Origin of the sequence: Streptomyces sp. WG7, from assembly GCF_049975785.1 — a bacterium.
GTDB lineage: Bacteria > Actinomycetota > Actinomycetes > Streptomycetales > Streptomycetaceae > Streptomyces.
Genome location: NZ_JBNGGE010000015.1, coordinates 117,923 through 131,817, shown reverse-complemented (window position 1 = coordinate 131,817; position 13,895 = coordinate 117,923). Strand labels below are relative to the sequence as shown.

Sequence of the window (13,895 nt, the reverse complement as noted above, 5' to 3'; positions counted from 1 at the left end):
CGTTGTAGGTCGGCCCCGTCGGCCGGGACCGTCGAGCAAACACTGTTGCCCGGCACGCGTCGACCGGCGCCATTGCCCGGCACACACTGCCCGGCACACGTTGACCGGCGCTGTTGACGCCGCCCCCTGTTGACGCCCGCCCCCTGTTGACGCCGCCCCCTGTTGACCACCCCTGTCCGGACAGCGGGGCACTGACCCCCCGCATGCCCCGGATAACGGACGGTAGCGCCTCCATGTAACAGGCCCTTCGGCCCAGGGCCCCCTTCCGTACGACCGTACGATGGGGTGTGGTCCAGTGCCGTATCAAGGAGGATGACCGTGGCGGAGGAGCTCACCCCGGAGAACCCGGAGATCTCGAAGAAGCCGGAAGCCGTGCTTGAGGACGCCGCCGACGCGGCGGGCGAGGAACCGATCAAGCAGCGCAAGAACGGCCTGTACCCCGGCGTGTCCGACGAGCTGGCCGAGAACATGAAGTCCGGCTGGGCCGACACCGAGCTGCGCGACCTGGAGCCGATCGCCCAGGCCGCCGAGACCGCCACCCGCCGCGCCGCCCTGTCCGCCCGCTTCCCGGGCGAGCGCCTGGTGATCCCCGCGGGCAACCTGAAGACCCGCTCGAACGACACGGAGTACTCCTTCCGCGCCTCGGTCGAGTACGCCTACCTGACCGGCAACCAGACCGAGGACGGCGTCCTGGTCATGGAACCCGAGGGCGACGGCCACACCGCGACGATCTACCTCCTGCCCCGCTCCGACCGCGAGAACGGCGAGTTCTGGCTCGACGGCCAGGGCGAGCTGTGGGTCGGCCGGCGCCACTCCCTCACCGAGGCCGAGAAGCGGTACGGCATCCCCGCCTCCGACGTCCGCGAGCTGGCCGGAAGCCTGCGCGAGGCCACCGGCCCGGTCCGCGTCGTGCGGGGTCACGACGCCGGCATCGAGGCCGCCCTGACCGACAAGGTCACCGCCGAGCGCGACGAGGAACTGCGCGTCTTCCTCTCCGAGGCCCGACTGGTCAAGGACGAGTTCGAGATCGGCGAGCTGCAGAAGGCCGTCGACTCCACGGTGCGCGGCTTCGAGGACGTCGTGAAGGTCCTCGACAAGGCCGAGGCGACGAGTGAGCGGTACATCGAGGGCACCTTCTTCCTCCGCGCGCGCGTGGAGGGCAACGACGTCGGCTACGGCTCCATCTGCGCCGCCGGCCCACACGCCTGCACCCTGCACTGGGTGCGCAACGACGGCCCGGTCCGCTCCGGCGACCTGCTGCTGCTCGACGCGGGCGTGGAGACGCACACGTACTACACCGCCGACGTCACCCGCACGCTGCCGGTCAACGGCCGTTACAGCGAGCTGCAGAAGAAGATCTACGACGCCGTGTACGACGCCCAGGAGGCCGGCATCGCGGCCGTGCAGCCGGGCGGCAAGTTCCGCGACTTCCACGACGCGTCCCAGCGCGTGCTGGCCGAGCGGCTCGTCGAGTGGGGCCTGGTCGAGGGCCCCGTCGAGCGGGTGCTGGAGCTCGGCCTGCAGCGCCGCTGGACGCTGCACGGCACCGGCCACATGCTCGGCATGGACGTCCACGACTGCGCCGCCGCGCGCGTGGAGGCCTACGTCGACGGCACGCTGGAGCCCGGCATGGTGCTCACGGTCGAGCCCGGCCTGTACTTCCAGGCCGACGACCTGACCGTGCCCGAGGAGTACCGGGGCATCGGCGTCCGCATCGAGGACGACATCCTCGTCACCGCGGACGGCAACCGGAACCTGTCCGCCGGACTGCCGCGCCGGTCGGACGAGGTCGAGGAATGGATGGCCGCGCTGAAGGGCTGATCCACGGTTCGACGGCCGGGTACCGCACACGGGGTGCCCGGCCAGGCAGCCCGTCGGCGCCCTCCAGGGCATGGCACCGGGACAGGTCGCCTACCTGGGAACCGTGTCCAGGACGCTCGGGCCCGCGCTGCGCCTGGGCTGGATGGTGCTGCCGCCCCACCTGGTCGACGCGGTCGCCGACGCCAAGCTGCACAGCGACCACCACACCGAGCCCCTGGGCCGGCCGGCGCTCGCCGAACTGATCGGCACGCACGCCTACGACCGGCACGTACGCGCCTGCCGGCCCCGGTACCGGCGCCGCCGCGACCAGCCCGTGGCCCGGCTCGGCGGACGCCCGCGGGTACGCGGGATCGCGGGATGCGGCCGGACTGCACGCGCTGGTGGAGGTCGACGACGAGGCCGGATTCCTGGCGCGGGCGGAGGAGGAGGGCCTCGCGGTGGGCCGGCTCGGGGACCACCGGCAGTCCACGTCCTCGTCGCCCTCCCCGTCCTCACCCCCAACCTCACCCCCAACCCCGTCCCCGTCCCCGTCCCCGTCACCGTCACCGGGCGAATCCGGTCGTCCGCAAGGGCTGGTCGTGGGGTACGGGACGCCCCGGGAACGGGTGTATCCCGAGGCACTGGAGGTGCTGGGAAGAATGCTGGACGCGGCGCCCTGATGCCGACGCCGTCAGACCGCCACCAGCGGAGTCCCCTCGCGCCACTTGAGGACCTTGTCGAAGCTCACCACGGCACCGGCCCGGCCCGGCCCGCTGCCGATGTGGACGTGGTCGGCGAGCTCCCGGATGAGACCCAGGCCGCGGCCGTCCTCGGCGTCGTAGGACACCGGACGGACCGCTTTCCCCGGACGGCCCGGAGTGGCCGCGGGGAACCCCGGGCCCGTGTCGGCGACCTCGATCCGGCACAGCTCACCGTCGAGGTAGGCCGTGACGCGGTACGCCTGCGAGGAGTCACCGGGTTCGTCGCCCCCGCCGTGCTCGACGGCGTTCGCGCAGGCCTCGCTCAGCGCGACGGAGAGGTCGAAGGAGACGTCGGGGTCGACACCCGCGGTCTCCATGGTGCCGATCAGCAGGCGGCGGGCCAGGGGCACGCTCGCAGCCTCGCGCCGCAAATGGAGTGACCACCAGATGCTCATGCTCCAGCCTCCCGGCCGCGGCTCGACATACCGTTACGTATTGCCCCCGGCGCCCGGGCGTAAGCGCGGTCTTCGCGTGGGACCGTCCATATGGCGGATGCGTCCCTGCCGCCGATCGGTGTATGTGGGACGGCTCGCACCAGAAGGTGACCTTCCGGTCCGCTTCCGGCCGTACGGCATCTTGTGGACCTGCCGTACGGCGCGGGGGGTGCCAGTGGGATGATGAGCCCGCCATGACTGCCCCCCACCCGCCTACGGCGCGCTCCGGGAACGACCTCCGGATCCTGCGGGCCGCGGTGTTCGCCGCGGTCTGCGTCGTGCTGGCCGCGGCAGGGCACACCCTCGCCTCCTGCGCCACCGTTCCGCTGTGGTCGCTGGGCGCCGGATTCCTCGGGGCGGTCGTGGTCGCCGCGCCCCTCGCCGGACGCGAGCGCTCGCTGCCCGGCATCGCGGTACTGCTCACCGTCGGCCAGACCGCGCTGCACGCCCTGTTCGGACTGGGCCAGCACGGTGCCTCGACGGTCCCGGCGTCCGGTACGGCCGTCACGTCCGCCGGCGGATCCGGCCCGCTGTCCGACGCCTCACTGATCCAGCAGGCCGCACGGCTGGTCTGCGGAACCACCGCGGCGGCGATCAGCCCGGCCGAGGCCCAGCGGATCCTCACCGACGCCCGGATCGCTCCGGACGTCCAGGCCGGCGCGGCCCACCACCCCGCCGACGCCCTGACCGCGGCCGGCTCCTCGGCCTCGCTGCTGCCGTCCCTGCCGATGCTCCTCGGCCACGTCCTCGCGGCCCTGGCCGCCGGCTGGCTGCTGCGAAGCGGGGACCTGGCCCTGGCGCGGCTCGTCGAACTGTCGGCGCACTCGGCCCACTCGGTGGCCGAGGCCGCGTTCGTACGCGCCCTGCGCGCGGCGCTCTCCCTGCTCCGCGCCCTCCACGCCGGGCTCCAGGGGGCTCCCCGGACGGGCCCGCGCCTGCCGCACACCGCTCGGCAGGTGCCGCCGCGGCCCCGCACCACCGCACTCCAGCACACGGTGATCAGACGCGGCCCGCCGAACGACGCGTTCTCCCTCGCCGCCTGACACGACGCGACCACCACCCCGCTCCGGCCCATCGGCCGCCGCACGGAGGGGCCGCCGCCGTGCGGCACGCGCGCGTGCGCGCACCCTCCCGTCACCCACCACCGGTTCAGCACCGGTGACCCACTCGAAGCGGAGTGCTCCGTCCATGAAGCCTTCTCGTATCGCCGCCGCCGGCGCCGTCTCCGGCATCGCCGTCCTCGCCCTGTCCGCCCCCGCCTTCGCGCACGTCAGCGTGCAGCCGGAGGGCACGGCCGCCAAGGGCGGCTACGCCGTCGTCGACTTCAAGGTCCCCAACGAACGCGACAACGCCTCCACCACCAAGCTGGAGGTCAGCTTCCCCACCGACCACCCGCTGGCGTCCGTGATGCCGCAGCCGGTCCCCGGCTGGAAGGCGGAGATCACCAAGTCCAAGCTGGACAAGCCGCTGGAGTCGCACGGCAAGCAGCTCACCGAGGCCGTCACCAAGGTCACCTGGACCGCCGACGGCAAGGGCATCGAGCCCGGCTACTTCCAGAAGTTCCCGGTCTCCGTCGGCGCGCTGCCCGAGGACGCCGACGAGCTGGTGTTCAAGGCGATCCAGACGTACGACAACAAGGAGGTCGTGCGCTGGATCGAGGTGCCGCAGGAGGGCCAGGAGGAGCCCGCGAACCCGGCGCCCGTGCTGGAGCTGGCCGCCGCCGAGGGCGACGCCCACGGCTCGTCGGGCGCGAAGGCCGAGGACGGCACCGAGGCGGCCGCGCAGAACACCGCCGCCGACACCACCGCCTCCTCCGACTCCGGTTCCGGGGACGGCACCGACACCACCGCCCGCATCCTCGGCGTCGTCGGCATCGTCGTCGGTGCCGCGGGCGTCGCCTACGGCGTGCTGGCCGGACGCCGGCGCGCCTCCGACGCGTAGGCGTAACAACGCCCGCGCCGGTGCGTCGGCGTGACCACGCCCACGCATCCTCTCGTCCGGTGCGCGCCGGGCACCCCCGTCGGTCCGACGGACCCCGGCGCGCACCGGAGCACCTCACATCTGGGACATTTTTCTATGCGCAAGAAGACGTTCGCCGCGGCCGCACTGCTCGCCGCCGCCTCCCTCACCCTGTCCGCCTGCGGCAGCGGCGCCGACAACGACAAGCCCGTCGCGGTGGTCTCCGAGGACACCAGCCAGCAGGCCGCCACCGTGCTCGACAAGCCGTTCGAGAAGCCCGACCTGGTCCTCACCGACACCCAGGGCAAGGAGTACGACCTCCGCGAGCAGACCGCCGGCAAACCCACCCTGGTCTACTTCGGCTACACCCACTGCCCCGACGTCTGCCCCCTGACCATGAACAACATCGCCGTGGCCAAGAAGCAGCTGTCCCAGGCCGAGCAGGACACGCTCCGCGTCGTGTTCGTCAGCACCGACCCGGAACGCGACACCCCGGCCGCGCTCGGCAAGTGGCTCAAGGGCATCGACCCGCAGATCGTCGGCCTGACCGGCGACTTCGACACCGTCCAGGCCGGCGCCCGCACCCTCGGCATCTCCATCGACCCGCCGACCAAGGACAAGAACGGCAAGGTCGTGTCGGCGCACGGCACCCAGGTCGTCGCCTTCTCCCCGAAGTCCGACGCGGGCTACGTCCTCTACGGCGAGGACGCCACCGTCGAGGACTACACCAAGGACCTCCCCAAGCTCGTCAAGGGAGAGAACCCGTGAGGGGCCGTCCCACTCTCGCCGCCGTGACGGTGATCGGCGCCCTGGCCCTCGCGGGCTGCGGCGGCTCGGACTCGGGCTCCGGCGCTGGTTCCGGTTCGTCGGCCTCCGGCGCCGCGCTCTCGGTCGGCGCCGCCTACATACCGCAGCCTGTCTCCGACTCGATGGCGGCGGGCTTCCTCACCATCACCAACGAGGGCGACACCGAGGACGAACTGACCTCGGTGACGAGCGGAGCCGGTGACGTCACCGTGCACCAAACCGTCGACGGGACGATGAAGGAGGTCGACAGCCTCCCGATCCCCGCCCACGGCCGACTCGTGCTCGAAAGCGGCGGCAACCACCTGATGTTCGAGAAGCTGAAGCAGCAGCCCAAGGAGGGACAGACGGTCTCCGTCGAACTTCACTTCGCCCACGCCGACCCCGTCACGGTCACACTGCCCGTGAAGGCGGCCACGTACCGGCCCACCGGGCAGTCCGGGCACTCCGAACACACCGGACACTGAAGGAAGGAACACCTTGTCGCAGACCATCGCCCCGCGCGTCCGGACTGTGGTGCTGCTGCTCCTGGCCGCGGCCTGCGCGCTGCTCGCCGGCGCCGGACCGGCCTCCGCGCACGCCGCACTGACCGGCAGTGACCCCCGACAGGGGGCGGTGGTCGACAAGGCTCCGGCCCAGGTGTCGCTCACCTTCTCCGAATCGGTCTCCATGGACGCCGACTCGCTGCGCGTCTTCGACCCCAAGGGCGAACGCGTCGACGACGGCGAGCCGTCCGGCACGAACGGCACGACATACTCCGTGAAACTGCACGCCGGGCTGCCCGACGGCACGTACACGGTGACCTACCAGGTCGTCTCCGCCGACAGCCACCCCGTCGCCGGCGCCTACACCTTCTCCATCGGAGCCCCGTCCGAGACCTCCGTCTCCGTATACGGCCCGGCAGCGGGCGACGGGATCGTCGGCTGGCTGTACGGCCTCGGACGGTACGTGTCGTACGCCGGGTTCACCGTGCTGGTGGGCGGTGCTGCCTTCGTCCTCACCTGCTGGCCACGCGGCTCGGGGATCCGGGCGCTGCAGCGGCTCGTCGTCTCGGGATGGCTCGCGCTCACCGCCGCCACGCTGCTGCTGCTCCTGCTGCGCGGCTCCTACACCGGCTCCGGGAAGCTCGGCGACGTCTTCGACCTGAACCTGCTCGGCGAGGTGCTGCAGACCAAGACCGGCGCCTCGCTGGTCTCCCGGCTACTGCTGCTCGCGGCGGCCGCCCTGTTCGTCGCCGTCCTCTTCGGCGCCTATGACAAGCGGGAGGACGAGGAGAAGCGGGACCTCACCTTCGGACTCAGGATCGGCGGAACCGTCGTGGCCGCCGGGCTCGCGGCGACCTGGGCCATGTCCGAGCACGCCTCCGTCGGCCTCCAGGCCGGACTCGCCATGCCGGTCGACGTCGTCCACCTCCTCGCGATGGCCACCTGGCTCGGCGGACTCACCGCCCTGCTCGTGACCCTGTACCGGGCACCCGCGGACACACCGCTCCCCACCGTCGCCGTACGCCGGTTCTCGCGCGTCGCCTTCGGCAGCGTGGTCGCGCTCGTGGTGACCGGCACCTATCAGTCCTGGCGCCAGCTCGGCTCCTGGACAGCCTTCACCGACACCCGGTACGGCCGACTGCTCCTCGTCAAGATCGGGCTCGTGGCGGTGCTGGTCGGCATCGCCTACCTCTCTCGACGGTGGACGGCACAGTTGGCGGAGGCGGCGCCCGCGATCGCCCGCCAGCGGGAGAAGGACCAGGCCGACGCGTTCACCGGCCGCAAGACCGAGAAGGCGGAGGCCGCCGGGAAGACGACCGAGGAATCGAAAGCCGCCCCGAAGGCTTCCAGCGCGTCGAAGGCCGACGAGGGGGCGACCAGGACGGCGAAGGACTCCGCTCGGTCATCCGGTGCGACGAAGGGCTCCGGCACCTCCCAGCGCGCCGCCCAGCTCGCCCGGCAGCGCGCGGCCGTGGACGCCGCCCGGCAGAAACGGCAACGGGATGCCGACCCCCACCGCTTCGGACTGCGCCGCTCCGTCCTCGCCGAAGCCGGCGTCGCCGTCGTCCTGCTCGCCGTCACCACCGTCCTGACCCAGACCGAGCCGGGCCGGACCGAGGAGGAGGCCAAGGCCGCCAACCCGTCCACCGCTTCCCCGTCCGCGCCCTCCACCGGAACGGTCACCCTGGACATGCCCTTCGACACCGGCAGCCAGAACGGCAAGGGCGTCGTGCGGGTCGAGCTCGACCCCGCACGCGTGGGCGCCAACGACATGCACCTCTACGTCGAGCGCCCGAACGGAAACGCCTTCGACATCCCCGAGGTGAAAGTCGCCTTCACCCTGGAGGCCAAGAACATCGGGCCACTGCCCGTCGTCCCCGACCACATCACCACCGGACACTGGTCGGCGAGCGGGGTGCAGATCCCGATGGCCGGCGACTGGGAGGTCGCCGTGACCGTGCGGACCTCCGACATCGACCAGGTGACCGTCTCCAAGAACGCGCAGATCGGCTGAACCGCACCATGGCTGACCAGTCCACCCCCGAGGCCCGCACCCCCGAGACGGCCCACGGGTCGCCCGGCGGGCCCGGGCCCCTCGACTCGGCGAGCACCACCGCCCGCGAGGGCATCTCGCGGCGGCGGCTGCTCGGCACCGCCGGTGCCACCGGGCTCGTACTCGGCGCGGCCGGCGGCGCCGCGGGCTACGCCGCCGCGCCGTCCTCCCCGGCCGCCACACCGCTCACCTCGCTGGGCAGCGAGCAGGTGATGTTTCACGGGAAACATCAGCCCGGCATCACCACCCCCATGCAGTCCCGCGGCCACCTCATCGCCTTCGACCTGGCGGCGGGCGCCGGCCGCAAGGAGGCCGCCGCGCTGCTGCGCCGCTGGTCCGACACCGCCCGGCGGCTGATGGCGGGCGAACCGGCCGGCTCCCGTGACACGGACGTGGCCCGGGACGCGGGGCCCTCCTCGCTGACCGTCACCTTCGGGTTCGGGCACAGCTTCTTCGGCCGGACCGGCCTGGCCGAGCAGCGACCGGCCGCCCTCGACCCGCTGCCCGACTTCTCCTCCGACCACCTCGACAAGAACCGCAGCAACGGCGACCTGTGGGTGCAGATCGGCGCCGACGACGCCCTGGTCGCCTTCCACGCCCTGCGCGCTGTCCAGCAGGACGCCGGATCGGCCGCCCGCGTCCGCTGGCAGATGAACGGCTTCAACCGCTCGCCGGGCGCCACCGCCCACCCCATGACCGCCCGCAACCTCATGGGCCAGGTCGACGGCACGCGCAACCCGAAGCCGTCCGACGCCGACTTCGATCAGCGGATCTTCGTCCCCGAGCAGCCCGAGAACCCCAAAGAGAACGAGAACAAGGACCACGCATGGATGGCGAACGGCTCCTACGCCGTCGTACGCCGCATCCGCATGCTCCTCGACGACTGGGAGAAGCTCTCCGTCAAGGCACAGGAGGAGGTCATCGGCCGCCGGAAGTCCGACGGGGCTCCGCTGACCGGGGGCACCGAGACGACCGAGATGGACCTGGAGAAGACGGACAAGGCCGGGAACCTGATCGTCCCCATCAACGCCCACGCCCGCATCACCCGCCCCGACCAGAACGGCGGCGCGGCCATGGTCCGGCGGCCCTTCTCGTACCACGACGGCTTCGACGCGGACGGCGTGCCCGACGCGGGCCTGCTCTTCATCTGCTGGCAGGCCGACCCACTGCGCGGCTTCGTACCGGTGCAGCGCAAGCTGGACCGGGGGGACGCGCTCTCGCAGTTCATCCGGCACGAGGCGAGCGGTCTGTTCGCGGTACCCGGCGGGGCGGCCGACGGAGAATACGTGGGCCAGCGGCTGCTGGAGGGGTGAAACCGGCCCGGGGGTCACCCCGGGGAGCGGGTCGCGCCAGACACGTGAGCCAGGCCTGACCGGGCCCATTAGGGTGAGGTCATGCCAGCCAGTTACGCGTATCTCGGCCCCGAAGGCACCTTCACCGAAGTCGCCCTGCGCACCCTCCCGGAGACGGCGACCCGGGAACTGGTCCCGTACGTGTCAGTCCAGTCCGCGCTCGACGCGGTGCGCACCGGCGAGGCCGAGGCCGCGTTCGTGCCGATCGAGAACTCCGTCGAGGGCGGCATCACCACCACCCTCGACGAGCTGGTCGCCGGCCAGCCGCTGATGATCTACCGCGAGGTGCTGCTGTCCATCACCTTCGCGCTGCTGGTCCGCCCCGGCACCAAACTGTCGGACATCAAAACGGTCACCGCCCACCCGGCCGCCCAGCCCCAGGTACGCAACTGGATCAGGAAGCACCTCCCGGACACCGCCTGGGAATCGGCCGCCTCCAACGCGGACGGCGCCCGCCTGGTGCAGGAGGGCCGGTACGACGCGGCGTTCGCCGGCGAGTTCGCCGCGGGCCGCTACGGCCTGGAGGTCCTCGAGGCCGACATCCACGACGCGGAGAACGCCCAGACACGCTTCGTACTGGTGGGCCGTCCCGCCCGGCCCGCGGCACCGACCGGCGCGGACAAGACGTCCATCGTGCTCTGGCAGCGCGACGACCACCCCGGCGGCCTGCGCGACCTGCTGGGCGAGTTCGCCACACGAGGCGTCAACCTGATGCTGCTGCAGTCCCGGCCCACCGGTGCCGGCATCGGCAACTACTGCTTCTGCATCGACGCCGAGGGGCACATCTCCGACCGCCGGGTGGCCGATGCCCTGATGGGCCTGAAGCGGACCTGCCTCCAGGTGCGCTACCTGGGTTCGTATCCACGTGCGGAGGTCGAGCCGACCGACGTGGGAGCACCACGGCCGGGCACCTCGGACGAGGCGTTCGTCGCGGCGGCGGACTGGGTCGCACGCTGCCAGGACGGTCGGTTCTGACGGCCGGAACCGGCCAGCTCCACCAGTCGTACCTGCACATTTTCGTTATCCACAGGTGTTATCCACAGGTCTGCTTCTCGACCTGGGGACAAGTCGACAACGAAAGGGCATTCAGTCGACATGTCCTACTTGGCGCCCCACTCCGCCACAGGCACCTCCGCCACCTTTCGTCCACCTGTTTCTCGCCTCCCATCCTCCGGAGTGACACTGAGCGCTCCGTTTCCACCCGAAAGTGGGGACGTGAAGGGTTTGAACGGCTCACCACAGCCATGGCGGGCCATTGTGAATGACCACTTCCGTGAGTCCACAGATCTTTCGCACAGCCTGTGGATAACTTTCCAGGGCCGGGGATTCCTGTGGACAGACGGGTGCGGAACAGCTCCACAAGTCCCGTTCTCCGCAAGGAAATCCAGTCAACCGCCAGTCAACCGCCGCCCACCCGTTGGCTCGTTCCAGGTATGGAGACACCCCTGATTGACCGCGGGAACAGGTTGCGAACAAGATGCGCACAAGGCACATCTTCCGCATAACGGAACTCAGGACCCGCGATCGGCAATAGTGAGTCGAGACCCGTCACCGCACACCGGTAGCCTTGACCGCGTGATTGACCTTCGCCTGCTCCGTGAGGACCCCGACCGTGTGCGCGCGTCGCAGCGTGCCCGTGGAGAGGACGTCGCGCTCGTCGACTCCCTCCTGTCTGCCGATGAGCGGCGCCGGTCGTCCGGCATCCGCTTCGACGAGCTGCGCGCCGAGCAGAAAGGCCTCGGCAAGCTCATCGGCAAGGCCTCCGGAGACGAGAAGGCCGAGCTGCTGCAGCGGGCGAGCCAGCTCGCCGCCGACGTCAAGGCGGCCGACGCCGAGCGCGACGCGGCCGACGCCGCGACCCAGGAACTCCTCCAGCGGCTCGGCAACCTCGTCCACCCCGACGTCCCCGTCGGCGGCGAGGAGGACTTCGTCACGCTGGAGACGCACGGCACGCACCGCGACTTCGCGGCCGAGGGCTTCGAGCCCAGGGACCACCTCGAGCTGGGCCAGCTGCTCGGTGCCATCGACGTCGAACGCGGCGCCAAGGTCTCCGGTTCGCGTTTCTACTTTCTGACCGGCGTCGGCGCGCTCCTGGAACTCGCCCTGGTCAACGCGGCGATCGCCCAGGCCACGGCGGCCGGCTTCACTCCGATGCTGACCCCGGCGCTGGTCCGACCGCAGTCGATGGCCGGCACCGGCTTCCTCGGCCAGGCCGCCCAGGACGTCTACCACCTCGACAAGGACGACCTGTACCTGGTCGGCACGTCCGAGGTACCGCTCGCCGCCTACCACATGGACGAGATCCTCGACGCGGACCGCCTGCCGCTGCGCTACGCCGGCTTCTCGCCCTGCTTCCGCCGCGAGGCGGGTTCGCACGGCAAGGACACCAAGGGCATCTTCCGCGTGCACCAGTTCGACAAGGTCGAGATGTTCTCCTACGTCCTCCCCGAGGACTCGCAGGCCGAGCACCAGCGCCTGCTGGAGTGGGAGAAGCAGTGGCTGACGTCGCTGGAGCTGCCGTTCCGGGTCATCGACGTCGCCTCGGCCGACCTGGGTTCCTCGGCCGCGCGCAAGTACGACTGCGAGGCCTGGATCCCGACCCAGGGCAAGTACCGCGAGCTGACCTCGACGTCGGACTGCACCGAGTTCCAGTCGCGCCGGCTGTCGATCCGCGTCCGCGAGGACAAGAAGGTACGCCCGCTGGCCACGCTCAACGGCACACTGTGCGCCGTACCGCGCACGATCGTGGCGATCCTGGAGAACCACCAGCAGGCCGACGGTTCGGTGCGAGTGCCAGAGGTGCTGCGCCCGTACCTGGGCGGCCGGGAGGTCCTGGAGCCGGTGTCCAAGTGACTGCCACAGGCTCCGCCGCAGGGACCCCCGCCGGGCCCGCCGGGGGTTTCCCCTACCGGCTGATCGCGACCGATCTCGACGGCACACTGCTGCGCAGTGACGACTCGGTCTCGCAGCGCACCCGTGAGGCGCTCGCCGCGGCCACCGCGGCGGGCGCGGCCCACATCGTGGTCACCGGCCGCGCGGTCCCGTGGACCCGGCACATCCTCGACGACCTCGGCTACAACGGGCTGGCCGTCTGCGGTCAGGGCGCGCAGGTCTACCACGCCGGGGAGCACCGGCTGCTGACCTCGGTCACGCTGGACCGTCAGCTGGCCGGGGTGGCACTGGCCAAGATCGAGGCGGAGACCGGCCCCCTGTACCTGGCGGCGAGCCGCGACGGCCTGGACGGTGACGTGCTGGTCGGACCGGGCTACGCGGTCACCGGCGACCTTCCGGCCGTGCCGTTCACCGATGCCTCCGATGTGTGGTCGGCGCCGCTGAACAAGATCTACATCCAGCATCCGACCCTGTCGGACGACGAGCTGGCCGAGGCCGCCCGGCGCACCGCAGGCGGTTTCGTCACGGTGACCATGGCCGGCGCGGGCATCGTCGAGCTGCTCCCCCTCGGCCTGTCCAAGGCCACCGGCCTGTCCCTGGCCGCGCGCCGGCTCGGTCTCAAGGCCGCGGACACGATCGCGTTCGGCGACATGCCCAACGACGTCCCGATGTTCGGCTGGGCCGCCCAGGGCGTGGCGATGGCCAACGCCCACGATGAGCTGAAGGCGGTGGCCGACGAGGTGACGTCCTCGAACGACGAGGACGGCATCGCGGTGGTGCTGGAGCGTTTGGCGTCCTGACCACGCCCCCTCCGGGGCGCGGTCACCGCGGCCCCGGGACGCTGGAACGGCGGCCCTGACGCCACGGCCCGGAGGGCGTCGGCGTCCCCGTCGGCCGGCCCACGCGAGATGTCTCGCGTGCTCGAAGCGGCCGCCCGATTCGCCGACGCCCTCCGGCCTCGTGCATCCACCACAGTGCCGCTACGGAAAGCCGGGCGCCACCGATTAAGAGCGGACGTATGCGGCGTCAGCGCCGACGCCACCTGCGGCGTCGGCTCTTGCTGAAGAACCATCCCGCGGGCGGCTCGTCGGAGCGCCACGGTTGCGGCTCCGGCTTCTCGTGGCGCCAGCGGGCGGCGAGCATCCGGGCGCGGGCCGAGGGCTCGGAGGTCCCGGCGTCGCGTATGAACCTCTCGTCCAGGACGAGGCCGTCCCAGGCATCGTCGGCGGCTTCGGTGGCAGGTTCGGCACCGGCTTCGTCCCTGGTGCTCTCGGTGGCGCCTTCGGTTCCGCCTTCCGGCTGTCCGCAGCCATCGTGCCGAGGTGTCTGGTCCGCCATTCCGGTCCCTCCCACCC

General features: G+C 71.5%; 12 protein-coding genes and 1 pseudogene. 11 read left to right on the top strand and 2 right to left on the bottom strand.

Annotated features, from left to right (window positions below):
* Window positions 1-318 precede the first annotated feature (318 nt).
* Window positions 319-1,821: an aminopeptidase P family protein gene (locus ACP4J0_RS17995; protein WP_426599679.1), complete on the top strand. Its 1,503-nt coding sequence runs from the start codon at window positions 319-321 to the stop codon at window positions 1,819-1,821.
* 43 nt (window positions 1,822-1,864) lie between these two features.
* Window positions 1,865-2,480 (top strand): annotated as a pseudogene (locus ACP4J0_RS17990) (PLP-dependent aminotransferase family protein); the annotation flags it as partial.
* An 11-nt stretch (window positions 2,481-2,491) separates the two neighbouring features.
* On the opposite strand, the gene ACP4J0_RS17985 reads toward ACP4J0_RS17990, so the two are convergent.
* Entirely contained in the window at window positions 2,492-2,956 is a 465-nt protein-coding gene (locus tag ACP4J0_RS17985) for an ATP-binding protein (RefSeq protein ID WP_426599678.1), read from the bottom strand.
* A gap of 233 nt (window positions 2,957-3,189) precedes the next feature.
* Between ACP4J0_RS17985 and ACP4J0_RS17980 the strand changes: the two genes are divergently transcribed.
* From ACP4J0_RS17980 to ACP4J0_RS17940, 9 genes are all read left to right on the top strand, one after another.
* Window positions 3,190-4,038 carry a hypothetical protein gene (locus ACP4J0_RS17980; RefSeq protein ID WP_426599677.1) on the top strand — a complete coding sequence of 283 codons (849 nt, stop codon included), beginning with the start codon at window positions 3,190-3,192 and terminating at the stop codon, window positions 4,036-4,038.
* Between the two features lie 145 nt (window positions 4,039-4,183).
* Window positions 4,184-4,936 (top strand): YcnI family protein, encoded by a 753-nt coding sequence (locus tag ACP4J0_RS17975; protein ID WP_426599676.1) that lies wholly within the window; start codon window positions 4,184-4,186, stop codon window positions 4,934-4,936.
* A gap of 135 nt (window positions 4,937-5,071) precedes the next feature.
* A complete protein-coding gene (locus ACP4J0_RS17970; RefSeq protein WP_426599675.1) occupies window positions 5,072-5,722 on the top strand; it encodes an SCO family protein in 651 nt (216 codons plus the stop codon).
* Window positions 5,719-6,225 (top strand): copper chaperone PCu(A)C, encoded by a 507-nt coding sequence (locus ACP4J0_RS17965; RefSeq protein WP_426599674.1) that lies wholly within the window; start codon window positions 5,719-5,721, stop codon window positions 6,223-6,225. The genes ACP4J0_RS17970 and ACP4J0_RS17965 overlap by 4 nt, the downstream gene beginning before the upstream one ends.
* 13 nt (window positions 6,226-6,238) lie before the next feature.
* Window positions 6,239-8,257, top strand: a complete 2,019-nt coding sequence (locus ACP4J0_RS17960) for a copper resistance protein CopC (RefSeq protein ID WP_426599673.1) — start codon at window positions 6,239-6,241, stop codon at window positions 8,255-8,257.
* A gap of 8 nt (window positions 8,258-8,265) precedes the next feature.
* The gene (gene efeB, locus ACP4J0_RS17955) at window positions 8,266-9,609 is read left to right on the top strand and encodes an iron uptake transporter deferrochelatase/peroxidase subunit (protein WP_426599672.1); all 1,344 of its coding nucleotides are present in this window, start codon (window positions 8,266-8,268) and stop codon (window positions 9,607-9,609) included.
* Window positions 9,610-9,690: 81 nt separating this feature from the next.
* Complete coding sequence (gene pheA / locus ACP4J0_RS17950) at window positions 9,691-10,623, top strand: prephenate dehydratase (RefSeq protein ID WP_426599671.1); 933 nt, start codon at window positions 9,691-9,693, stop codon at window positions 10,621-10,623.
* Between the two features lie 600 nt (window positions 10,624-11,223).
* Entirely contained in the window at window positions 11,224-12,501 is a 1,278-nt protein-coding gene (gene serS / locus ACP4J0_RS17945) for a serine--tRNA ligase (RefSeq protein WP_426599670.1), read from the top strand.
* Window positions 12,498-13,340: an HAD family hydrolase gene (locus ACP4J0_RS17940; RefSeq protein WP_426599669.1), complete on the top strand. Its 843-nt coding sequence runs from the start codon at window positions 12,498-12,500 to the stop codon at window positions 13,338-13,340. The genes serS and ACP4J0_RS17940 overlap by 4 nt, the downstream gene beginning before the upstream one ends.
* A gap of 226 nt (window positions 13,341-13,566) precedes the next feature.
* Here the strand turns inward: ACP4J0_RS17940 and ACP4J0_RS17935 are convergent, their stop codons facing one another.
* Window positions 13,567-13,878, bottom strand: a complete 312-nt coding sequence (locus ACP4J0_RS17935) for a hypothetical protein (protein WP_426599699.1) — start codon at window positions 13,876-13,878, stop codon at window positions 13,567-13,569.
* Between the last annotated feature and the right edge of the window lie 17 nt (window positions 13,879-13,895).

Coding starts and splice junctions, on each gene's coding strand:
- ACP4J0_RS17985 (WP_426599678.1), bottom strand. CDS start 2,956: ATGAGCATCTGGTGGTCACTCCATTTGCGGCGCGAGGCTGCGAGCGTG.
- ACP4J0_RS17980 (WP_426599677.1), top strand. CDS start 3,190: ATGACTGCCCCCCACCCGCCTACGGCGCGCTCCGGGAACGACCTCCGG.
- ACP4J0_RS17975 (WP_426599676.1), top strand. CDS start 4,184: ATGAAGCCTTCTCGTATCGCCGCCGCCGGCGCCGTCTCCGGCATCGCC.
- ACP4J0_RS17970 (WP_426599675.1), top strand. CDS start 5,072: ATGCGCAAGAAGACGTTCGCCGCGGCCGCACTGCTCGCCGCCGCCTCC.
- efeB (WP_426599672.1), top strand. CDS start 8,266: ATGGCTGACCAGTCCACCCCCGAGGCCCGCACCCCCGAGACGGCCCAC.
- pheA (WP_426599671.1), top strand. CDS start 9,691: ATGCCAGCCAGTTACGCGTATCTCGGCCCCGAAGGCACCTTCACCGAA.
- ACP4J0_RS17935 (WP_426599699.1), bottom strand. CDS start 13,878: ATGGCGGACCAGACACCTCGGCACGATGGCTGCGGACAGCCGGAAGGC.